This is a genomic window from Rhodococcus sp. 05-339-2 (assembly GCF_002258965.1).
Taxonomy (GTDB): Bacteria; Actinomycetota; Actinomycetes; order Mycobacteriales; family Mycobacteriaceae; genus Rhodococcoides.
The window spans coordinates 347,526-369,301 of the sequence record NZ_NOYW01000018.1 but is presented as its reverse complement, the minus strand read 5'-3'; the positions used below and the strand labels follow the sequence as shown (position 1 = coordinate 369,301).

The window sequence follows — 21,776 nt, the reverse complement described above, 5'->3', positions numbered from 1 at the left end:
CGGTCCGACGCGTATCGGGTGGGTCCGCAGCAAGCGGAGCCGCCCGGCGGCGGAGTGTGATCGACCGACGGAAGGAACAACGGCTCGATGGTGCCCGTGGATACCACCCTGAGTGGAGCCGGCAGGAACGACGATGTCTCGAGTGGAGCCGGCAGAAACGACGATGTCTCGAGTGGAGCCGGCAGGAACGACGGTGTTTCGAGTGGTGCCGGGTCGCCGTGGCTCGCGTACCGCGGTCGGCGCGAGGCCGTGAGCGGTCGCGTCGATCGGTTCGACGAGTTGCTCGACGCCGACGACGCCGTTCGCCCGCATTGGGCGGAGTTGGTCGACGGTATGCGTGAGGCCGGCTCTGGTGCCATGCAGACGTTGCAGTCGCGGGTGAGCCGTCTGGTCGACGACCACGGCATCACGTACAACCCCATTCCGCCGTCGGGTGGCAGCGAGGCATTGCCCAGTGCTGTTCGGTGGGGGTTGGACAGTGTTCCGTTGGTGGTCGCGGCCGATGAGTGGGATCGTCTGGAAGCCGGTTTGGTTCAGCGGTCGATGCTGCTCGACGCGGTGCTCACCGATATCTACGGGGCCCAGGAAACCGTTCGTCGGGGGTTGATTCCGCCGGAGTTGGTCTTCGGTAATCCGGGTTATCTGCGCACTGCGCACGCGATCACCATTCCGGGGCCGCATCAGCTGTTCATGCATGCCGCCGATGTCGCCCGAGGTTCGGACGGTGAGTTCCGAGTCGTCGCCGACCGCACGCAGGCACCGTCGGGAGTGGGGTACGCGCTCGCCGATCGACGGGTGATGTCGCGCGCGATGCCCGAGTTGTTCCAGGCGAGCAACCCGAGGCCGCTCTCGACGTTCGCGCGCGCGGTGCGCCTGGCGCTTCGCGATGCTGCGCCCGCGTCGGCCGAGAATCCGGTCGTGGTGGTGCTCAGTCCTGGTTCGCACTCCGAGACGGCATTCGATCAGGCTTATCTCGCAACGGTTCTCGGTTTTCCGCTGGTGGAGAATGCCGATCTCGTGGTCCGTGACGGTTGTCTGTGGATGCGGTCGCTCGGCAAGTTGCGCCGGGTGGATGTGGTGCTGCGCAGAGTCGACGCCGAGTTCGCGGACCCACTCGATCTACGTCCGGATTCGCACCTGGGTGTCGTCGGTCTGGTCGAGGTGTTACGCCGCGGGGCCGTGAGCGTGGTGAACACCCTCGGTAGCGGTGTGCTCGAGAACCCGGCTCTGCTTCCGCTGCTTCCGGCGTTGAGCCGTGCGCTGCTGGACGAGGATCTGATTCTCGGTTCGGTTCGGACCTACTGGGGCGGTGACCCGAATCAGCTCTCGCACATCGGCAGCCGGCTGCGTTCGCTGGTACTGCGGTCAACCACCTCGCGTCGCACGGTGGTGGGGCACGATCTCACCGACGTCGCAGCCAGGGAGCTGTGGGATCGAATCGTGGCCGAGCCGTGGAAGTGGACCGGGCAGGAAGTCCCCGAGTTCTCGCTGGCTCCGGTCGGTTCGTCGATCGACGGCGAGTCGGGGTCGCAGTTGGCGGTAGCCCCTGCGCAGGTGGGGATGCGGCTGTTCACGGTTGCGCAACGGGGTGGGTACACACCGATGCGCGGCGGCCTGGGGCAGGTGGTGCTCACCGCACCGGTCACCGATCCGCTCATCACGGTGGCGTCGAAGGACGTGTGGGTCAAGTCGGTGGAACGGGTCACCCCGGCGGACTCCGCTCCGCACACCCCTCCCGCCACGGTGGAGGAGTTGCCGCAGTACGCCGCGTCCAACGTCGATGTCGTCAGCTCTCCGCGTGTGCTCGGTGATCTGTTCTGGTTCGGGCGCTACAGCGAACGTGCCGAGGACATGACTCGCTTGCTGATCGCTGCGCGCGAACGCAATCAGGACTACCGCTCGATGCCGTGGCTCGAGGGCAGCGACAGTCTGCCGATCCTGCTCGAAGCGGTCACGAAGGTCTCGCGTACCTGGCCGGGGTTCCTCGACGAGAAGAACCACGGCGACGCGACCGTGGAAATGCGTTCGCTGATGCTTTCGACGGGCCGTATGGGTTCGCTGGCGCAATCGGTGGACCGGATGCAGCAAGCGGCGCGCGCGGTACGCGACCAGCTCTCGAACGACACCTGGGCGGTTCTGAACCGCATCGACACCGCGCTGGAGGAGCTGGCCGAGTCGCCGGTTCACAACGGCGCGCAACTGGCGTCGTCGCAGTCGAGTGTGCTGCGTGGTCTGCTCGCACTGTCCGGCCTGGCGTCGGAATCGATGGTGCGAGACGCGGGCTGGTACCTGATGGACGCCGGTAAGCGGATCGAGCGTGGTCTGCAGCTGACTGCGCTGCTCTCGGCCACCCTGAGTCACGCTCTCACTCCGTCCACGGAACAGGCGGTCATCGATTCGGTGTTGTCCGCCGCCGAGTCCTCGGTGATCTACCGCAGACGCAACAGTGGGCGCGCGCGTCCGGCGGCCGTCGCGCAGCTGTTGCTGTTCGACGAAGGCAACCCGCGAGCGCTGGTCTACCAGCTCGACCGGCTTCGGGACGATCTGGGTTCGTTGCCCGATGCCTCGGGCACGTCACGGCCCGAGCAGCTCGTCGAGCAGATGCGGGTGCGATTGCGACGGATCGACCCGGGCGATCTGGAGTCGGTCGACGCGAACGGTCGCCGGGTGGAGTTGCTCGAACTGGTGGACGGGATCCACGACTCACTCGAGGAGTTGTCTCGCGTCGTCCTCGCCACGCACATGTCGTTGCCCGGCGGCACGCAGCCGCTGTGGGGCAGCTCGAACATCCGATCTGCGAACGGGGTGCGGTGATGAGTCGTCGGTATCGAATCAAGCACATCACCACCTACACGTACTCCGACCGCGTGACCTCGTCCTACGGCCGTGGATTCCTGGCTCCGCGCGACATGGACGGGCAGCACTGCGTGGAGAAGTCGGTCACGGTGGAGCCGGCACCGACCGATCAATCCTTCGGTGTCGACGTCTACGGCAACGAGGATGTGTACTTCCACGTCACCCAGGACCACGAGAAACTGGTGGTGACGGCGGATTCTCTCGTGGAGGTGTATCCGCGCCCGGTGGACGAAACCACGTCGTGGCCGGCGACGGCGTCGTGGGAGTCAGCTCGGATGGCGCTGTTCGGTGCGAACGTGCCTGCCGATCCGGCTCGCGCGTCGGCTGTGGAGTTCGCTCTGGATCTGCCGACCCCGGAGATCACCGACGAGGTACGCGCTTACGCCGCACCCAGCTTCTGGCCGGGTCGTCCTCTGGCGGACGTCGTGGTCGATCTGACGCATCGGATCTTCACCGATTTTCGCTATCTCTCGGGCTCGACGACGGTCTCGACCACCGTGGTCGACGTGCTCGCCGCGCGATCGGGAGTGTGTCAGGACTTCGCTCGTCTCGCGATCGCGTGCTTGCGGTCCCAGGGTCTCGCGGCGAGGTACGTGTCGGGTTATCTCGCCACCGAACCTCCGCCCGGCAAGGAGCGGATGATCGGTGTCGACGCGACCCATGCGTGGGCTGCGGTGTGGATGCCGAACGATCGCTGGCTGGCCTTCGATCCCACCAACGATCAATTGGTGGACGAGCGGTACGCGACCGTGGCGTGGGGACGCGACTACGCCGATGTACCTCCACTGCGCGGGGTGATCTACACCGAAGCGGAGGAGAGCACCATCGCCGTGTCGGTGGACGTTGCACCGCTGTAGCGAACCCGGCATAATCTGATGGCTCGGGGGTAACCGACCACCTGGTCGAATCTGGGGATGCAGACGAAAAATGTCGCAAAACGGACAATCGTGTCTCATTCGTAGTCGTCGACACAGCACAGCAGAACGCACCGAACGGGTAGCTTGGACATCGATGACCGCAACACTGGCAGACCCTGTATCAGAGGTAGTAGCAGCAGCTCAGCGACTCCTCACCAAACGCACCGGAGCTCCGGTGACGTTGATCGACCCGGTGAACCTGGGGGGTAGCGGCCAAGCGATCGTGTTGCGAGTCCGAGTCTCCGAGAACCCGTTTCAACTTCCCCGCACCCTGGTGATCAAGCAGGTCCGCGACCTGCCCGCCGAATCCGAACAGCCCGCCGAGCTCGCCGACATCTCCAGCTCGAGTGCGTTCCTGCGCGAGGCGGCCTCGTACCAGTTCGCCAACGCCCTGGCCACGGACAGCAGGCCAGGACCCGAGCTGCACGCCTACGATCTCGATGCGCGGCTGCTGGTGCTCAGCGATCTCGGCGACGCCAGTCCCATCACCACTCTGCTGCGCAATTCCGACGAAGCCGCGGTGACCAATTCTCTGATGGCCATGGCCCAGGCACTCGGCCGCATGCACGCCGCCACCGTCGGCCGCGAGGACGACTTCGCCGCTCTGTTGCGTCGGGTGGGGCAACCGGATTCCACCGACGGGATCTCCGCCCAGATACCGGGCGCGCTCGCCGAGGTTCCAGGGATGCTGACCGATCTCCTGGGCGTCGGAGCCACCCCCGATGCGATTCTCGATCGCGTCTCTCGCAGCGGACGGCTGTTCGCGCACGGAGCCTTCCGTGCCTTCAGCCCGTCCGACCTGTGCCCCGACAACATCATCGTCAACGACGAAGGCGTGCGATTCCTCGATTACGAGTGGGGCGGATTCCGTGACGCCACCCTCGACATCACCTACGCGTTGGCGTCGTTCCCCGGTTGCCTGTGCAGCTTCGAGCTCTCGCACGATCGCGAGCAGGCGATGATCGACGCTTGGCGCGCGGAAGTGGTGGGCATCTGGCCTGCGTTGGCCGACGACACCGCCCTGGCGAGCAAGATCCTCGACGCGCGTCTGATCTGGGTGTGGCTGAGCACCTACTGGTTCCTGCCCGACGACCACACTCGCATCGCAGCCGCGCGGGCGCACCATCTGTCGGTTCCGCGGTCGCAGGCACTGATCTCGCGGTGGGCGGTGCTGGCGGACAGTGCGGCGCGCGTCGGCGAAACAGGCATCGCGGAGTACGCGACGTCGGTCGGAACCGCTCTGCGGACGAAGTGGGAGCGCTGAGAAAGACGTCGTTCGCGCTCGCAGCGGTCGGATCGGTAGCGTTCGACCGGTGAGCAGCGGTTTCGGAAGTGACATCTCGGGCGGGGACATCTCGGGGAGCGACGAGTTCGGCGAGGACGGACTCTTCGACACTCCTGCGGCACCGGAGGCGACGATCGCCGAATCCCGTCCGACGTCCGCCTATGTCAGGCCCGACGCCCCGCTGGCGGTGCGAATGCGGCCGACGACCCTCGACGAGGTGGTGGGGCAGTCTCATCTGTTGGCTCCCGGCGCACCGCTGCGGCGGCTCGTCGAGGGCTCCGGTGCGTCCTCGGTGATGCTCTACGGTCCACCGGGAACCGGCAAGACGACGCTGGCGTCGCTGATCTCTGGGGCGACCGGACGCAAGTTCGAGGCGCTGTCGGCCCTGTCGGCCGGAGTCAAGGAAGTGCGCAACGTCATCGAATTGGCGCGACGCCGACTCCTCTCGGGTGAGCAGACCGTGCTGTTCATCGACGAGGTGCACCGGTTCTCCAAGACGCAGCAGGATGCACTGCTCGCCGCCGTCGAGAATCGGATCGTGCTGTTGGTGGCTGCGACCACCGAGAACCCGTCGTTCTCGGTGGTGTCTCCGCTGCTGTCCCGGTCGTTGGTGCTGCAGTTGCAACCGCTGGGATCCGAGGACATCGAGTTGTTGCTCACTCGTGCCGCCAACGATCCGCGCGGATTGGACGGTGCGGTGACCATCGCCGAGGACGCCATGGATCACCTGGTGCGTCTCGCGGCCGGCGACGCCCGCCGAGCGCTGACGGCTCTGGAGGCGGCAGCGGGTGCCGCGACCGACGGAACGCTGGACCTCGCGACGGTCGAAGCCAGTGTCGACAAGGCCGCCGTGCGATACGACCGCGACGGAGACCAGCATTACGACGTCATCAGTGCGTTCATCAAGTCGATCAGAGGGTCCGACGTCGACGCCGCCCTGCACTATCTGGCTCGGATGATCACGGCAGGCGAGGACGCGCGGTTCATCGCGCGGCGTCTGGTCGTGCACGCAAGCGAGGACATCGGGATGGCCGATCCCACCGCCTTGCAGACCGCGACTGCCGCTGCCAGCGCGGTGCAGATGATCGGGATGCCCGAGGCGCGGTTGGCTCTGGCGCAGGCCACGATCCACCTGGCGACCGCCCCCAAGTCCGGGGCGGTGATCGGTGCGCTCGGTGCGGCGATGGCCGACGTGGCGGCGGGCAAGTCGGGATCGGTGCCGCCGCATCTACGCGACGGCCACTACAAGGGAGCGCAAGGATTGGGAAACGCCGTCGGGTACCGGTACCCGCACAGCAGTCCCGGCGGCGTGCTGGGGCAGCAGTACCCACCGGACGAGCTGGTGGGCGTGAACTACTACGAGCCCACCGAACACGGCGCCGAGCGAGAAATCGCGACCAGAGTGGGGAAACTGCGACGCATCATCCGAGGCCGATAGGCCCTTGAGTCGGTACACGGCCTCGGACGCTAACCTGTATCAGTGCAGACCCATGAGATCCGCAGGCGTTTCCTCGACCATTTCGTGAAGGCGGGACACACCGAAGTACCCAGTGCGTCGTTGATCCTCGACGACCCGAATCTGCTGTTCGTCAATGCGGGCATGGTCCCCTTCGTCCCGTTCTTCCTCGGTCAGCAGACACCGCCGTACAAGACGGCGACGAGCGTCCAGAAGTGCGTGCGCACCCTCGACATCGAGAACGTCGGTATCACCACCCGCCACAACACGTTCTTCCAGATGGCAGGCAACTTCTCGTTCGGCGACTACTTCAAGCGCGACGCCATTCGGCATGCCTGGTCGCTGTTGACCGACAGTGTCGAGGACGGCGGGTACGGGTTCGACCCCGAGCGGATCTGGGCCACTGCGTATCTCGACGACGACGAGGCCATCGAGCTCTGGAAGGAGATCGCAGGACTGCCCGACGAACGAATTCAACGTCGCGGAATGGCCGACAACTATTGGTCCATGGGCATTCCCGGGCCCTGTGGCCCGTGCTCGGAGATCTACTACGACCGCGGACCCGAGTTCGGTGCCGAGGGTGGTCCCGAGGCCGATGAGGACCGGTACATCGAGATCTGGAACCTCGTGTTCATGCAGAACGAACGCGGCAAGGGGATCAGCAAGGACGATTTCGAGATTCTCGGTCCGCTGCCGAAGCAGAACATCGACACCGGCATGGGCGTCGAGCGCGTCGCATTCCTACTGCAGGGCGTGGACAACGTCTACGAGACCGACCTCGTCCGACCGGTCATCGCCAAGGCCGAGGAGCTCTCGGGACGCGCCTACGGTGCGAATCACGAGGACGACGTCCGCTTCCGGGTCATCGCCGATCACGCGCGCACCGCCGCGCTGCTCATCTCGGACGGCGTCAACCCCGGCAACGACGGCCGCGGCTACGTGCTGCGCCGGTTGCTGCGCCGCATCGTGCGATCGGCACGGCTGCTCGGAGCACCCGACGAGACGATGGCGCAGTTCATCACCGTCGTGCGCGACACGATGGCCGAGTCCTACCCGAACCTCGTCACCGACTTCGATCGAATTCTCACCGTCGCCGTGGGGGAGGAGACCGCGTTTCTCAAGACACTCACCTCGGGTTCACGGCTGTTCGAGGGTGCCGCCGAGGCAGTCAAGGCGTCGGGTGCGAAGAAGATCGGCGGCGCAGAAGCGTTCGCACTGCACGACACCTACGGGTTCCCGATCGATCTGACGCTCGAAATGGCCGCCGAGGCGGGGTTGTCGGTCGACGAGGACGGATTCCGGTCGCTGATGGCCGAGCAGCGCAACCGGGCCAAGGACGACGCTCGCGCCCGTAAGCACGCACACGCCGACCTGACGGTCTACAAGGACTTCGTCGACGGTTCGCCGACCGAGTTCACCGGATTCGACGAACTCGGTTCCGACGCAACGGTGTTGGCGTTGATCTCCAACGGCGTCCGGGTTCCGACCGCGGTTGCGGGGGAGCGGATCGAGATCATTCTCGACCGCAGCCCTCTCTACGCCGAGTCCGGTGGCCAGATCGCCGACATCGGCACCATCACCGCGCCCGGGCTCTCGGTCAAGGTCGACGACGTGCAGAAGATCGCCAAGAAGCTCTGGACTCACAAGTCCGTGGTCGAGTCGGGGCAGATCACCGAGGGCGACACCGTCCACGTCGACGTCGATCACGCCTGGCGCAAGGGTGCGACGCAGGGCCACTCCGGTACCCACATGGTGCACGCGGCCCTGCGACAGGTCCTCGGTCCGAACGCGACGCAGGCGGGTTCGTTGAACAAGCCCGGCTACCTTCGATTCGATTTCTCGTGGCAGGGCGCGCTCTCGGAGGCGCAGCGCGACGACATCGAGAACGTCGCCAACGACGCGGTCGGCTCGGACTTCGCGGTCAACACCCTGGTCACCGACCTCGACAGCGCCAAGAAGATGGGCGCGATGGCCCTGTTCGGCGAGAACTACGGCGACGAGGTGCGGGTGGTCGAGATCGGCGGACCGTTCTCGATGGAACTGTGCGGTGGTACGCACGTGCAGCACTCGTCGCAGATCGGACCGGTCACCATTCTCGGTGAATCGTCCGTCGGCTCCGGAGTGCGCCGCGTCGAAGCATTCGTCGGCCTCGACTCCTACCGCTACCTCGCCAAGGAACGCGCGCTGCTGGCCGGCATCGCGTCCTCGCTGAAGGTTCCGTCCGAGGAGGTCCCGGCGCGCATCGAGACCTTGGTCGAGCGCCTGCGGGTCGCGGAGAAGGAACTCGACGCCGTCAAGGCCGCCGCTGTGCTGGCCTCGGCAGGTGAGTTCGTCGGCAAGGCCGAGCGATTCGGTGACGTGCGAGCGGTGGTTGCCCGAGCACCGGAGGGTGTCGGCGGTAACGATCTGCGCACCCTGGTGACCGACATTCGAGGACGGCTGGGCACCGATCCGGCCGTGGTGGTGCTGTTCGGCACCGTGAGCGGCAAGGTCCCGTTCGTGGTCTCGGCCAACAAGGCAGCTCAGGATGCAGGCGTCGCGGCAGGCGATCTGGTGGCGGCCTTCGGTCCGAGCATCGGTGGCCGAGGCGGCGGCAAGCCCGAGTTGGCCCAGGGATCGGGATCGGACGTCGCCGGAATCGACGCCGGTATCGACGCCGCTCGGGCTCGACTGACCGAACTCACGACCCACTGACGATCGTGGTGACTCAGGGGCGTGGCCCCGATCGGCCCGGTGCCGACGATCCCGGACGTGGCCGTCGTATCGGCATCGACGTCGGCAGCGTCCGCATCGGCATCGCCGCGAGCGATCCGGACGGTGTGCTGGCCACGCCGGTCGAGACCGTGCCGCGCTCGAAGATCAAGGGTCCCGACGCGCCGGACGTGGTGCGAGTGGCGGAGATCGTCGCCGAGTACGAGGCAGTCGAGATCGTGATCGGGCTTCCGCGAACGCTGCGCGGAGAACGCGGCAGCGCCGTCGAGGCAGCCGAGAGATTCGGCCGTTCCCTCTACCGGCGGTTGGGTGGTGTTCCGATTCGGATGGCCGACGAGCGACTGACTACCGTGAGCGCATCGCGTGCGTTACGGGACAGTGGAGTGCGAGCCAAGAACCAACGATCGGTGATCGATCAGGCTGCGGCGGTGGCGATACTGCAGGGGTGGCTCGACGAGCGCCGCGCCGTATCGGATCGTGCAGCGACGAATTCAGGATCGACGGAGGTCGACGAGTGAACTACCAAGGGCCCGATCGGGACCGCCGAGACGCGCGCGCGGACGAGGCGCACACCGACCCGATCGGCTATTCGGTGGACGAGGGCAGCGAGTTCCACCGCAGCCTCCACGGCCATCCGCAGCGGCAGGAGCCGCACCCACGGGCCTCTCGTCACGGCGATCGCGAGCCCGATCGCGAGGCCGAGCGCCCAGCGGTGCCCCAGGAGGTCGGACGCAGCCGTGCTGCGAGCCGCAAGGACCGAGCCGCGTCCAGCCGCAAGCGTCGCGGCCGCTTGGTGGCTGCGGTGCTCGGGCTCGTGTTGATCGTGGCAGTGGCAGGCGGAGGGTATTTCGCGGTGAACAAGTTCGGCAATCGCACGACACCGAACGCGGACTTCGCCGCAGGCTCACCGGGGGACGGCGTGGTGATTCAGGTTCATCCGAACGACACCGCGCAACAGATCGGTACCCAGGCAGCGGACAAAGGTGTCGTGGCCAGCTCGGGGGCGTTCCTCGAAGCAGCGCTGTCGAACAACGCCATCACCTCGGTTCAACCCGGCTTCTATCTGCTCGCCAGCAACGTGCCTGCCTCGCAGGCCGTCTCCGAACTGGTCGACCCCGCGTCCCGAGTGGGCAACATGGTGATCTCCGAGGGCCGCCAGTTGCACGACGCTCGCGACGTGAACACCGGTGCGGTCAAGAAGGGCATCTACACCCTGATCTCCGAGGCCAGCTGCGTGGACCGAACCGGCAGTGGAACCCCCACCTGCGTGAGCTACGACGACCTCAACGCGGCCGGAGCTGTGGACGACCCGGCCGCCCTGGGCGTGCCCGACTGGGCCACCGATCGCGTCGAAGGAGTCCCGGACCGCGATCGCCAGCTCGAGGGCCTGATCGCCGCGGGTACCTGGGACTTCGATCCCAGCGCGGCACCGACCGACATCCTCGAGCAGTTGGTGTCCGAGAGTGCCACCCGCTACGAGGACACCGGAATTCTCACCGCGGGCGCCAACTCCGGGCTGACTCCGTACGACACCCTCGTCGCTGCGTCGCTCGTCGAACGTGAGTCCCTGCCCCAGGACTTCAGCAAAGTGGCCCGGGTGATTCTCAATCGCCTCGCCGTACCGCAGAAGCTCGAGTTCGACTCGACGGTCAACTACTCGCTCGACACGACCGAGGTGGCCACCACCGACGCCGACCGCGCCCGCGTCACCCCGTGGAACACCTATGCCAGCGAAGGGCTGCCGGCAACCCCGATCTCCTCGCCGAGTATCGGTGCGGTGCAGGCGGTCGAGATGCCCGCCGACGGTGACTGGTTGTACTTCGTGACCATCAACCAGGCGGGCGAAACCCTGTTCACCCGCAGTTACGAGGAACACCTGGCCAACATCACCAAGGTCGAGGGTGGCTTCCTCGACAGCGGCCGCTGACGTGCGCGCCGCGGTGCTGGGAAGCCCCGTCGAACACTCGAAGTCGCCGGTGCTGCACTGCGCTGCGTACCGCGCGCTCGGCCTGACCGACTGGACCTACGAGCGCATTGACTGCACCGGTGAGCAGTTGCCCGGCCTGCTCGACGGTTTCGGCCCCGAATGGGTCGGCGTTTCGGTCACCATGCCGGGCAAGGTTGCCGCTCTGGAGTACGCGACCGAACGCACCGCGCGTGCAGTTCTGGCCGGCTCGGCGAACACCCTGGTGCGGACCGCGTCGGGCTGGCGCGCCGACTGCACGGACGTCGACGGAATCGTGGGTGCACTGCGCGACGCCGGAGTCGCGGACCTGTCCGGTAGCACCGTGACGGTGGTCGGTGCCGGGGGAACGTCGAGGCCGGCGATCGTGGCGCTGGCCGGGCTCGGAGCGGCTGCGGTCACCGTGGTCGCGCGGTCGGCCGAGCGCGCCCGGGACACACTGGACTGCGCCGTTACCGCGGGAATGCGCGCGGAGTTCGTGAACATGACAGACCCTCGTCTCGCCACTGTCGCAGCGGCCTCGGCGGTACTGGTGAGCACCGTTCCGGCGGCCGGAGCGGCCGACATCGCGTCGGATCTCGCCCATGCGCCGCTGGTACTCGACGCCATCTACGATCCCTGGCCGACGCCCCTGGCAGCTGCCGTGGAGGCGGCCGGTGGAACCGTCATCAGCGGATTGTCGATGCTGCTCAACCAGGCCTACGGGCAGGTGGAGCAATTCACCGGCAAGCCGGCACCACGAGCCATCATGCGGGACGCTCTGGCCACCGTGCGGTGAGTTTCGTCCGCCGATAGTCCACGGGCTGCGAGTTGTCCACAGGTCGTGAGTTGTCCACAGGGCAATCTGCCACCTGGGCTTTCGTCACAGCCGGCCGCCACCGCGATGCAACCCTTCGATCATGATGGGTCTGTGTGTCGCGGTCGTGGTCGGCGCCGCCGCGGGGATGACGATTCGCCGCTGCCTGGCCCGATGGAATCCTCGGCTCCTGCCGTTGCTGTCTGCGATCGGGACCGGATGGGTCTGGTGGCGGTTCGGCGGCTCCGAGTACGCGTTCTCGTTGTGCATAACGACGTGGTGGTTCGCCGCTCTCAGCGCCGTCGACCTGCAGCGACGCCGGTTGCCGAACGTCTTGACCGTCCCCGGAGCGATCGTGGTGACGATCGCGCTCGTGGTCACCGGCTCGGCGAGCGCAGTGCTCGGCGGCGCTCTGCTGTTCGCGATTTACCTGGTCGTTCACCTTCTCGCGCCCGCCGCGTTCGGCGCGGGGGACGTCAAACTCGCCTGGTCGGTCGGCTCGATCGCATGCGTGGGCGGCGGAGAAGGATGGGCGATCGCCGCAGTGGCGGCACCGGTGGTAACTGCCGTGGTGGGGTCGGTCGTCGCGGCGTTCGGGCACGGGCGCGCGCGCATCGCGCACGGCCCGTCCATGTGCGCGGCCACCCTGCTGGCATCCGCGGCGTCACTGGCGTGAAAAGATGTTCGAGTGCTGCGCTGGATAACTGCCGGAGAATCCCACGGACCCGCTCTCGTCGCCATCCTCGAAGGAATGGTCGCGGGAGTAGAGGTGACCTCGGACGACATTGCCTCTCAACTCGCGCGCCGTCGCCTCGGCTACGGCCGTGGTGCCCGCATGAAGTTCGAGGCCGACAAAGTGACCCTCACCGGCGGTGTCCGACACGGACGCACCATGGGCGGGCCGGTTGCGATCGAGGTCGGCAACACCGAGTGGCCCAAATGGGAGCAGGTGATGTCGGCCGACCCCGTCGACGACGCAGTGCTCGCGGATCTTGCGCGCAACTCTCCGTTGACCCGGCCGCGGCCCGGTCATGCCGACTTCTCCGGAATGCTCAAGTACGGATTCGACGACGCTCGTCCGGTGCTCGAACGCGCCAGCGCTCGTGAGACCGCCGCCCGGGTCGCCATCGGCACTGTCGCCCGTCTGTTCCTGAAGCAGGCGTTCGGCGTCGACGTCGTGTCCCATGTGATCTCGATCGGTGCGTCCGACCCCTATGTCGGACCGCCGCCCGCAGGTGCCGACCTCGACGCGATCGACGCCTCCCCGGTTCGCGCGTTCGACAAGGCCGCCGAGGAGTCGATGATCGCCGAGATCGAAGCCGCGAAGAAGGACGGCGACACCCTCGGCGGCGTCGTCGAGGTCGTCGTGCACGGCCTACCCGTCGGCCTCGGATCGTTCGTCTCCGGAGAACGCAAACTCGACGCCAGACTCGCCGCAGCACTGATGGGTATCCAGGCCATCAAAGGGGTCGAGATCGGGGACGGCTTCGAGACCGCGCGCCGACGCGGAAGCGTCGCCCACGACGAGATCAAGCCGGGCCCGGACGGTGTGTTGCGCTCGACCAACCGCGCAGGCGGCATCGAGGGCGGTATGACCAACGGTGAGGCACTGCGAGTGCGGGCGGCGATGAAGCCCATCTCGACGGTTCCGCGTGCGCTGGCAACGGTCGACATGACGACCGGTGACGAGGCAGTGGCCATTCATCAGCGCTCGGACGTATGCGCTGTTCCGGCTGCAGGCGTCGTCGCGGAGACCATGGTCGCCCTGGTGGTCGCGCAGGCAGCGTTGGAGAAGTTCGGTGGGGACTCGCTGGCGGAGACGACGAGCAACGTCGACCACTACGTGAAGGGCACCGCCGCCCGACCTCCACGATGACCCCGTACGCGGTCCTCGTCGGACCGCCGGGAGCAGGGAAGTCGACGATCGGTCGACGGCTGGCACAGGCGCTGGACCTGGACCTGTTCGACACCGACGTGGCCATCGAGCGAGACACCGGTCGCACGATCGCCGACATCTTCTCGCACGACGGCGAACCGGCGTTTCGGCAGATCGAGGAGCGGATAGTCGCCGGTGCTCTGGCATCGCACGACGGGATCGTCTCCCTCGGCGGTGGTGCCGTGCTGTCGCCCGCGACCCGCGCCCTACTGTCCGGGCACACCGTGGTGTACCTGGAGATCAGTGTGGCCGAGGGGCTTCGGCGAACCGGTGCGAACACGGTTCGGCCGCTGCTCGCGGGCCCCGACCCGCGTGCGAAGTACCAGCAACTGATGCGTCATCGGCGACCTCTCTATCGTTCGGTGGCCACGGTGCGAGTGCGCACCGACAGTCGCAGCCCCGCTCGGGTCGTGGGTCAGTTGGTGGCGAAGCTGACGGCGATCGCCCCTGTTCCCGGGCGCGATGCGAACGAGAGAAACCCCCAGTAGATGAAGGTGATTCGATGACAGAGCCCGTGCGCGTCCAGGTCGAGACAGCCAACCCGTACCCGGTGATCATCGGCCGAGGTCTGTTGACGGACCTCGTCGACGAGCTCGCCGGAACGGCCACCGTGGCGATCTTCCACCAACCTCCGCTGGCCGAGACCGCGGAGGCTGTGCGAGCTGCGTTGGCGGACAAGGGAATCGACGCTCACCGCATCGAGATCCCGGATGCCGAGGACGGCAAGGATCTGGCAGTGGCGGGGTTCTGCTGGGAGGTTCTCGGTCGAATCGGTCTCACCCGCAGCGACGCCATCGTCAGTCTGGGTGGCGGCGCGGCAACGGACCTGGCCGGCTTCGTTGCCGCGACCTGGATGCGCGGAGTCCGTATCGTCCACGTGCCGACGACGCTGCTGGCCATGGTCGACGCGGCCGTGGGCGGCAAGACCGGCATCAACACCGATGCGGGCAAGAACCTCGTCGGCTCGTTCCACGAACCGGCCGCCGTGTTGATCGATCTGGCGACGCTCGAGACCGTGCCGAAGAACGAGATCGTCTCGGGCCTGGCCGAGGTGATCAAGACCGGGTTCATCGCCGATCCGAAGATCCTGGACATCATCGAGGCGGATCCTGCCGCAGCGCTGGATCCGACCGGCGACGTGCTGCCGGAGCTGATCAGGCGCTCGGTCGAGGTCAAGGCGAAGGTCGTGGCGGCGGATCTGCGCGAGTCGAACCTGCGCGAGATTCTGAACTACGGGCACACGCTCGCGCACGCCATCGAGCGGCGGGAGCAGTACCGTTGGCGCCACGGTGCCGCGGTGTCGGTCGGTCTGGTGTTCGCGGCCGAGCTCGGACGCCTGGCCGGACGCCTGGACGACGCCACGGCCGACCGCCACCGTTCGATTCTCGAATCGGTCGGCTTGCCGGTCACCTACGACGAGCACGCGTTCTCGGATCTGCTCAAGGGCATGCAGACGGACAAGAAGAACCGGGCCGGGCTGTTGCGGTTCGTGGTTCTGGACGGTCTCGCCAAGCCCGGACGGCTCGAGGGGCCGGACCCGGCACTGCTCGTCGCCGCATTCTCCGCGGTCGGTCGCGAGGCCCCGGCCGCAGGTGGGTCGGCCATTCTGTTGTGACCTCGTGAGAGGCGACTCGGGTACGGACGAAGAACGGGCGGTGTGGGGGAGTCAGGAACCGTCGGCGCTGCCGTGACGTCCACGCTTGTCCAGACGCGGCTTGCCGTCTGCGTCCACCGCCGAGAACACCTCGGTGTCGGCTTCGCCGTGCTCGGAGGCCCACTGAGTTTCGGACCGATGAGTTTCGGACCGCTGAGGTTCGGACCGCGCGGGTTCGGACTGCGTTGCCCCGCCCTGTCTCGACCGATTCTCCTGACCGGCGTTGACCAGCTGGCGGTCGTGCGCGCGTTCGGCGTCCGACGTGGCCAACTTCTTCTTGGCCTCGCGGTTGACGATCTGCCTTCCCGCGAACACCGCGATGCTCGCGGCGATGAAGATGGTGAGAATGGTGAACGCGGCTCCGGACGTCAACTCGAAGACCAGACCGTTCTGCCCCAGGCTGAAGTCGACGAAGAAGTCGACTATCCAGCTCAGGAGACCTCCGAGGAGCCCGCCGACCACTGCGGCCTTGAGCCAGACCATGGTGAGGTCCTCGCCGTCGTCGGGGTCGGGATGCTTGCGTCGGTCACGGATTCCGTCGATGCCGGCCCACACGATGATGACGAGCAGCACGAGGGCGTAGGCCACCCAGCGCAGTGCCGATCCGCTCAGCGGCCACATCGACACTGCTGCCCCCAGCAGCAGTCGAACGACGACGTTGACCAATCCCATACTTATGCCACGCACTGCCCACCCAGTCATGCGGCACAGCATATCCGCACGTCGAACTTTGTGTGTCGGGGCCCACAAGTTCGATGACCCGGTCGAGTCGAAGGGAGCGTGTGCCACGCCCGGTAATGTCGAAACCATGCCTGCCGATTTCGGTGCCCGTCGTGGTGCCCTACGAGAACTGTTGGCCGCCGACGGACTCGATTCGATGTTGATCACCGATCTTCTCAACGTCCGATACCTGACCGGTTTCACCGGCTCGAATGCCGTGTTGCTGGTCTCGGCGGCCGATTCGGCCGGCGACGAGGATCGGACGGTGATCTGCACCGACGGTCGGTACGTCACTCAGGTGGCCGAACAGGTCCCGGATCTGCGCGCCGAGATCGACCGGGCGTCGGCGGTGCATCTGCTTCGATCGTCGGTCGCGGGCAACACGGGTCGCGTGGGCTTCGAGAGCCACGTGGTGACAGTGGATGCACACCGCGCGTGGTCGGAGCTCGACGGTGCCGTGGAGTTGGTGCGCGCACCGGGTGTCGTGGAGTCGTTGCGCATGGTCAAGGACGAGTTCGAGGTGGGATTGCTCAGGGACGCCTGCCGCGCCGCCGACGACGCGCTGGCCGACCTGATCGGTGGGGGCGGGATCCGTGCAGGCCGGACCGAGCGTGAAGTCGCCCGCGAGTTGGAGTCGTCGATGCTCGACCACGGTGCCGATGCTGTGTCGTTCGAGACCATCGTCGCTGCCGGAGCCAATTCGGCGGTCCCGCATCACCGGCCGACCGATGCGGTGCTGGCCGACGGAGACTTCGTCAAGCTCGACTTCGGTGCACTCGTCGGCGGCTACCACTCGGACATGACTCGCACCTTCGTCATCGGGACTCCCGCGCAGTGGCAGCGCGATCTGTACGAGCTGGTGCAGCGGTCGCAGACAGCCGGTCGAGACGCTCTGGCTCCAGGGGTGACCACCGCATCGGTCGACGCTGCGTCGCGCTCTGTGATCGAGGATGCGGGGTACGGGGAGTACTTCCTGCACGGGCTCGGCCATGGCGTCGGCCTGGAAATCCACGAAGCGCCGGGAATCGCGAAGACGAGCACCGGTACACTGCTGAGCGGTGCAGCGGTCACCGTCGAGCCGGGTGTCTACTTCTCCGGTCGCGGCGGCGTTCGGATCGAGGACACACTCGTCGTTCGCGACGGGGGTCCGGAACTGCTCACCCTGACAAGCAAGGAACTCACGTCCGTCTAGCGCGCGGGCTGGAGCGAATCCAAGCACGTGACCGACGGCGCGTCACGCGCACAAACGATTGAGGAGACGCGAAGCAAGTGGCTTCCACCAGCGATTTCAAGAACGGACTGGTTCTCAACTTGGAGAACCAGCTGTGGTCGATCATCGAATTCCAGCACGTCAAGCCGGGTAAGGGGCCCGCATTCGTGCGGACCAAGCTCAAGAACGTGCTCTCGGGCAAGGTCGTCGACAAGACGTTCAACGCCGGTGTGAAGGTCGAGACCGCAACGGTCGACCGTCGCGACATGACGTACCTCTACCACGACGGTAGCGACTACGTGTTCATGGACGCCGACACCTACGACCAGCTCTCGATCGGTGAGGCAACCGTCGGTGACGGCGCACGCTTCCTGCTCGAGAACCTGCGCGTGCAGGTCGCCATGCACGAGGGCGTTCCGCTGTACGTCGAGCTTCCCGTCACCGTCGAGCTCGAGGTCAAGCACACCGACCCCGGCCTGCAGGGTGATCGCTCCACCGGTGGCACCAAGCCGGCAACCCTCGAGACCGGAGCCGAGATCTCGGTGCCGCTGTTCATCAACACCGGCGACAAGCTCAAGGTCGACTCGCGTGACGGAAACTACCTCGGGCGTGTGAACTCCTAACGTGTCATCGAAGAAGTCGACCTCCTCCGCCTCGCAGAACGGTGCCCCCGGTGCGAAGAAGCTGGGTGCGCGCCACAAGGCCCGCAAGCGCGCGGTGGACTTTCTGTTCGAGGCGGAGGCGCGCAACGTCGATCCGGTGAACCTCACCACCGAGCGAATCGAACTCGCGCGCGGCGACGACACCATCGCTCCCGTCAGCGACTACACCTCGACCCTGGTCGAGGGCGTCGCCGAGAATCTCGATCGCCTCGACGGCGTGATCGCCGATCACCTCAAGGACTGGACGCTCACCCGTCTGCCCGCAGTGGACAGGGCCATCCTGCGCGTCGCGGTGTGGGAGTTGTTCCACGCCACCGATGTTCCACCGGTCGTGGCCGTCGACGAAGCCGTCGAGCTGGCCAAGCAGTTGTCCACCGACGATTCGCCCGGCTTCGTCAACGGCGTACTGGGTCAGATCGTCCTCGTCGCGCCGCAGGTACGCGCCGCGGCCGCGGCGGTCTCGAGCCGTACGCAAACCGACGCGTCCGGTGAGGCATCGGTCGACGCCGAGCAGTGATCGACCGGTCGACGCCCGTGTGACCGAACGCTCTGCGAGCCTGCTGGTCGTGGTTCGCAGAGCGTTGCTAGGCTCTACGCAGTTGTTGTCAGACATCCTTTAACGATCCGTCCAGAGAGGCGGAGAAGGAGGTCGTAGTTTGCCTGCGCCCGAAAGCTCGTCCGCGAACCCCGCCGTTCGCGAATTGCTGTCCTCGGCCGATGTGGGGCGCACCATCTCCCGCATGGCCCACCAGATCATCGAGAAGACGGCCCTCGACGCCGCCGACTCGCCGCGCGTGGTGCTCCTCGGCATTCCCACCCGCGGGACCACGTTGGCGGAACGTCTCGCCGAACGTATCGAGGCATTCTCCGGAGTACGCCCCCCGCTGGGTTCTCTCGACATCACCCTCTACCGCGACGATCTGCGAAACAAGCCGCACCGTCCGCTCGAGCGTACGTCGGTGCCCGCAGGCGGTGTCGACGACGCACTCGTGGTGCTTGTCGACGACGTGCTGTTCTCCGGCCGAACCGTGCGATCTGCGCTCGACGCCCTCCGTGACCTCGGTCGCCCCCGCGCCGTGCAGCTCGCAGTCCTGATCGACCGCGGCCACCGCGAGCTTCCGCTTCGGGCGGACTACGTCGGCAAGAACGTCCCCACAGCGCGCACCGAGGACGTGTCGGTGTTGCTCTCCGAACACGACGGCCGCGACGGGGTCAGCCTGTCCGAGGGAGGATCCGCTCGATGAAGCATCTGCTCTCGGTCGCCGACCTGACGGCCGAATCGGCCACCGAACTCCTCGACGAAGCCGAACGATTCGAGCAGGCGCTTCTCGGCCGCGAAGTCAAGAAGCTCCCGACATTGCGCGGACGCACCATCATGACGGTGTTCTTCGAGAACTCGACACGTACCCGCGTCTCGTTCGAGGTCGCAGGCAAGTGGATGAGCGCCGACGTCATCAACGTCAGCGCCAGCAGCTCGTCGGTGTCGAAGGGGGAGTCGCTCCGCGACACCGCGATGACGCTGCGCGCCGCCGGAGCCGATGCGCTGATCGTCAGGCACCCGGCATCCGGTGCCGCACATCAGATCGCCCAATGGACCGCCGATCAGGGCACCGGCAGCACCACCGATGGTCGTTCCGCAGGCTCCACTCCCGGCCTCGTCGGTCGTTCCGCAGGCTCCACTCCTGGCCTCATTGGTCGTTCCGCAGGCTCCACTCCTGGAGGTGGCCCCGCGGTGATCAATGCAGGCGACGGCACGCACGAACACCCCACCCAGGCTCTGCTCGACGCCTTGACGGTGCGCCAACGACTCGGCGACATCGCCGGCCGTCGGATCGCGATCGTCGGCGACATCCTGCACAGCCGGGTGGCGCGCTCGAATGCGATCCTGCTGGCCACGCTCGGTGCCGAGGTGGTGCTGATCGCACCACCGACCCTGCTGCCCGTCGGAGTGACCGGCTGGCCGGTGCGGGTCTCGCACGACATCGACGCCGAACTTCCCGGACTGGATGCGGTGCTGATGCTCAGAGTGCAGGCCGAGCGGATGAACGGCGGATTCTTCCCCTCCGCTCGTGAGTACTCGATCACGTACGGGCTCTCGCAGCGCAGGCTCGACCTGCTGCCCGAGCATGCCGTCGTACTGCACCCCGGTCCGATGCTGCGCGGTATGGAGATCGCGTCCTCGGTGGCCGACTCTCCGAAAACTGCAGTCCTGCAACAGGTTACGAATGGAGTTCACGTGCGGATGGCGGTGCTGTTCCGATTGCTGGTCGGTTCGGACGGGGGTGCGTCGTGACCGCACCTGCGACCTCCGTTCTGCTGCGCGGCGTGCTGCTGTACGGCGAGGGCCCCGAGACCGACGTCCTGATCGCCGGTGAGGAGATCGCGGGGATCGGCTCGGACCTCGACGCCGACGGAGCCGAGGTCGTCGACGCCCGCGGCCAGATACTGCTGCCGGGATTCGTCGACATGCACACGCACCTGCGCGAGCCCGGCCGCGAGGACACCGAAACGATCGAATCCGGTTCGGCCGCAGCAGCTCTGGGCGGCTACACCGCGGTGTTCGCGATGGCGAACACCGACCCGGTCGCCGACTCGGTGGTGGTGACCGACCACGTATGGCGTCGGGGGCAGGAAGTCGGTCTCGTCGACGTCCACCCCGTCGGAGCGATCACCGTCGGATTGAAGGGCAAGCAGCTCGCCGAGATGGCCACGATGGCCGCGGGAATCGGCCGGGTGAAGATGTTCTCCGACGACGGCCACTGCGTCGACGATCCACTGATCATGCGTCGGGCGCTGGAGTACTCGAGTTCCCTCGGTGTGCTCATCGCTCAGCACGCCGAGGAGCCCCGGCTCACCGTCGGTGCCGTCGCACACGAGGGGCCGACGGCGGCGCGCCTCGGACTGGCCGGTTGGCCGCGTGCGGCCGAGGAATCGATCGTGGCACGCGACGCCCTGCTGGCTCGTGACGCAGGTGCGCGGGTGCACATCTGTCACGCATCCACTGCAGGCACCGTCGAGTTGATGAAATGGGCACGCGGACAGGGCATTTCGATCACCGCCGAGGTCACCCCGCATCACCTGCTGCTCGACGATTCGCGGCTAGAGACGTACGACGCGATCAACAAGGTGAACCCACCACTGCGCGAGAAGTCCGATGTCGACGCCCTGCGCAAGGGCTTGGCCGACGGTGTGATCGATTGTGTGGCAACCGATCACGCTCCGCATGCCGAGCAGGACAAGTGCTGTGAGTTCTCGATCGCCCGTCCCGGAATGCTCGGGCTCGAAACGGCACTGTCCATCGTCGTCGACACGATGGTGACCCCGGGACTGCTCGATTGGCGCGGCGTGGCGCGGGTGATGAGCGAGCGTCCCGCCCAGATCGTCGGATTGGCCGATCAGGGACGGCCCATCGAGGTCGGTGAGATCGCCAACCTCACGCTGGTGGACCCGAAAGCGAGCTGGACGGTCTCCGGCAAGAAGCTGGCCAGCGTCGCACACAACACGCCGTTCGAGGACATGAGCTTCTCCTCGAAGGTGACCACGACGGTGCTGCGCGGGCGAATCACCGTCCGCGACGGAGCCGTGGCGAACAGAGCGGGAGAGTAGAGC

19 protein-coding genes are annotated in these 21,776 nt (G+C 66.7%); 18 read left to right on the top strand and 1 reads right to left on the bottom strand.

What is annotated here, in order from left to right:
* Positions 1–87: 87 nt before the first annotated feature.
* The 12 genes from CH273_RS19400 (at position 88) to aroB (ending at position 15,536) form a co-directional block, all read left to right on the top strand.
* Positions 88–2,814, top strand: a complete 2,727-nt coding sequence (locus tag CH273_RS19400) for a circularly permuted type 2 ATP-grasp protein (RefSeq protein ID WP_230597016.1) — start codon at positions 88–90, stop codon at positions 2,812–2,814.
* Entirely contained in the window at positions 2,814–3,713 is a 900-nt protein-coding gene (locus CH273_RS19395; protein ID WP_032398440.1) for a transglutaminase family protein, read from the top strand. The genes CH273_RS19400 and CH273_RS19395 overlap by 1 nt, the downstream gene beginning before the upstream one ends.
* A gap of 154 nt (positions 3,714–3,867) precedes the next feature.
* Positions 3,868–5,037 (top strand): protein kinase family protein, encoded by a 1,170-nt coding sequence (locus tag CH273_RS19390; RefSeq protein WP_032397976.1) that lies wholly within the window; start codon positions 3,868–3,870, stop codon positions 5,035–5,037.
* Positions 5,038–5,125: 88 nt separating this feature from the next.
* Complete coding sequence (locus CH273_RS19385) at positions 5,126–6,496, top strand: replication-associated recombination protein A (RefSeq protein WP_032398441.1); 1,371 nt, start codon at positions 5,126–5,128, stop codon at positions 6,494–6,496.
* Positions 6,497–6,538: 42 nt separating this feature from the next.
* On the top strand, positions 6,539–9,208 hold the full coding sequence (alaS, locus tag CH273_RS19380) for an alanine--tRNA ligase (RefSeq protein WP_032397977.1): 2,670 nt from the start codon (positions 6,539–6,541) through the stop codon (positions 9,206–9,208).
* Between the two features lie 5 nt (positions 9,209–9,213).
* Positions 9,214–9,744 (top strand): Holliday junction resolvase RuvX, encoded by a 531-nt coding sequence (gene ruvX, locus CH273_RS19375; protein WP_371828395.1) that lies wholly within the window; start codon positions 9,214–9,216, stop codon positions 9,742–9,744.
* Positions 9,741–11,153, top strand: coding sequence for an endolytic transglycosylase MltG (locus tag CH273_RS19370; protein ID WP_032397979.1), 1,413 nt, complete (start codon positions 9,741–9,743; stop codon positions 11,151–11,153). Before ruvX ends, CH273_RS19370 begins: the two co-directional genes overlap by 4 nt.
* Entirely contained in the window at positions 11,128–11,967 is an 840-nt protein-coding gene (locus CH273_RS19365) for a shikimate dehydrogenase (RefSeq protein ID WP_371828396.1), read from the top strand. Before CH273_RS19370 ends, CH273_RS19365 begins: the two co-directional genes overlap by 26 nt.
* 121 nt (positions 11,968–12,088) lie before the next feature.
* Positions 12,089–12,661, top strand: a complete 573-nt coding sequence (locus CH273_RS19360) for a prepilin peptidase (protein ID WP_230597018.1) — start codon at positions 12,089–12,091, stop codon at positions 12,659–12,661.
* Positions 12,662–12,673: 12 nt separating this feature from the next.
* A complete protein-coding gene (aroC, locus tag CH273_RS19355; protein WP_032397981.1) occupies positions 12,674–13,861 on the top strand; it encodes a chorismate synthase in 1,188 nt (395 codons plus the stop codon).
* Positions 13,858–14,409, top strand: a complete 552-nt coding sequence (locus CH273_RS19350; protein WP_032397982.1) for a shikimate kinase — start codon at positions 13,858–13,860, stop codon at positions 14,407–14,409. Before aroC ends, CH273_RS19350 begins: the two co-directional genes overlap by 4 nt.
* Before the next feature lie 14 nt (positions 14,410–14,423).
* Entirely contained in the window at positions 14,424–15,536 is a 1,113-nt protein-coding gene (aroB, locus tag CH273_RS19345; RefSeq protein ID WP_032397983.1) for a 3-dehydroquinate synthase, read from the top strand.
* A 51-nt stretch (positions 15,537–15,587) separates the two neighbouring features.
* Here the strand turns inward: aroB and CH273_RS19340 are convergent, their stop codons facing one another.
* Entirely contained in the window at positions 15,588–16,277 is a 690-nt protein-coding gene (locus tag CH273_RS19340) for a B-4DMT family transporter (RefSeq protein WP_032397984.1), read from the bottom strand.
* Positions 16,278–16,383: 106 nt separating this feature from the next.
* Here CH273_RS19340 and CH273_RS19335 point away from each other — a divergent pair, with 106 nt between their 5' ends.
* The 6 genes from CH273_RS19335 (at position 16,384) to CH273_RS19310 (ending at position 21,773) form a co-directional block, all read left to right on the top strand.
* A complete protein-coding gene (locus CH273_RS19335) occupies positions 16,384–17,487 on the top strand; it encodes a M24 family metallopeptidase (protein ID WP_032398443.1) in 1,104 nt (367 codons plus the stop codon).
* Between the two features lie 77 nt (positions 17,488–17,564).
* Entirely contained in the window at positions 17,565–18,128 is a 564-nt protein-coding gene (gene efp / locus CH273_RS19330; protein ID WP_027496978.1) for an elongation factor P, read from the top strand.
* A 1-nt stretch (position 18,129) separates the two neighbouring features.
* Entirely contained in the window at positions 18,130–18,684 is a 555-nt protein-coding gene (gene nusB / locus CH273_RS19325) for a transcription antitermination factor NusB (RefSeq protein ID WP_045195309.1), read from the top strand.
* Positions 18,685–18,823: 139 nt separating this feature from the next.
* Positions 18,824–19,411 (top strand): bifunctional pyr operon transcriptional regulator/uracil phosphoribosyltransferase PyrR, encoded by a 588-nt coding sequence (pyrR, locus tag CH273_RS19320; protein WP_032397985.1) that lies wholly within the window; start codon positions 18,824–18,826, stop codon positions 19,409–19,411.
* Positions 19,408–20,460: an aspartate carbamoyltransferase catalytic subunit gene (locus CH273_RS19315; RefSeq protein WP_032397986.1), complete on the top strand. Its 1,053-nt coding sequence runs from the start codon at positions 19,408–19,410 to the stop codon at positions 20,458–20,460. The genes pyrR and CH273_RS19315 overlap by 4 nt, the downstream gene beginning before the upstream one ends.
* A complete protein-coding gene (locus CH273_RS19310) occupies positions 20,457–21,773 on the top strand; it encodes a dihydroorotase (protein ID WP_032397987.1) in 1,317 nt (438 codons plus the stop codon). Before CH273_RS19315 ends, CH273_RS19310 begins: the two co-directional genes overlap by 4 nt.
* The last annotated feature ends 3 nt before the right edge of the window (positions 21,774–21,776 follow it).

Excerpts from the sequence above, each read along its gene's own strand:
- CH273_RS19400 (WP_230597016.1), top strand. The coding sequence starts at position 88 with ATGGTGCCCGTGGATACCACCCTGAGTGGAGCCGGCAGGAACGACGAT.
- CH273_RS19395 (WP_032398440.1), top strand. The coding sequence starts at position 2,814 with ATGAGTCGTCGGTATCGAATCAAGCACATCACCACCTACACGTACTCC.
- CH273_RS19390 (WP_032397976.1), top strand. The coding sequence starts at position 3,868 with ATGACCGCAACACTGGCAGACCCTGTATCAGAGGTAGTAGCAGCAGCT.
- CH273_RS19360 (WP_230597018.1), top strand. The coding sequence starts at position 12,089 with ATGATGGGTCTGTGTGTCGCGGTCGTGGTCGGCGCCGCCGCGGGGATG.
- CH273_RS19350 (WP_032397982.1), top strand. The coding sequence starts at position 13,858 with ATGACCCCGTACGCGGTCCTCGTCGGACCGCCGGGAGCAGGGAAGTCG.
- aroB (WP_032397983.1), top strand. The coding sequence starts at position 14,424 with ATGACAGAGCCCGTGCGCGTCCAGGTCGAGACAGCCAACCCGTACCCG.
- CH273_RS19340 (WP_032397984.1), bottom strand. The coding sequence starts at position 16,277 with ATGACTGGGTGGGCAGTGCGTGGCATAAGTATGGGATTGGTCAACGTC.
- CH273_RS19335 (WP_032398443.1), top strand. The coding sequence starts at position 16,384 with ATGCCTGCCGATTTCGGTGCCCGTCGTGGTGCCCTACGAGAACTGTTG.
- CH273_RS19315 (WP_032397986.1), top strand. The coding sequence starts at position 19,408 with ATGAAGCATCTGCTCTCGGTCGCCGACCTGACGGCCGAATCGGCCACC.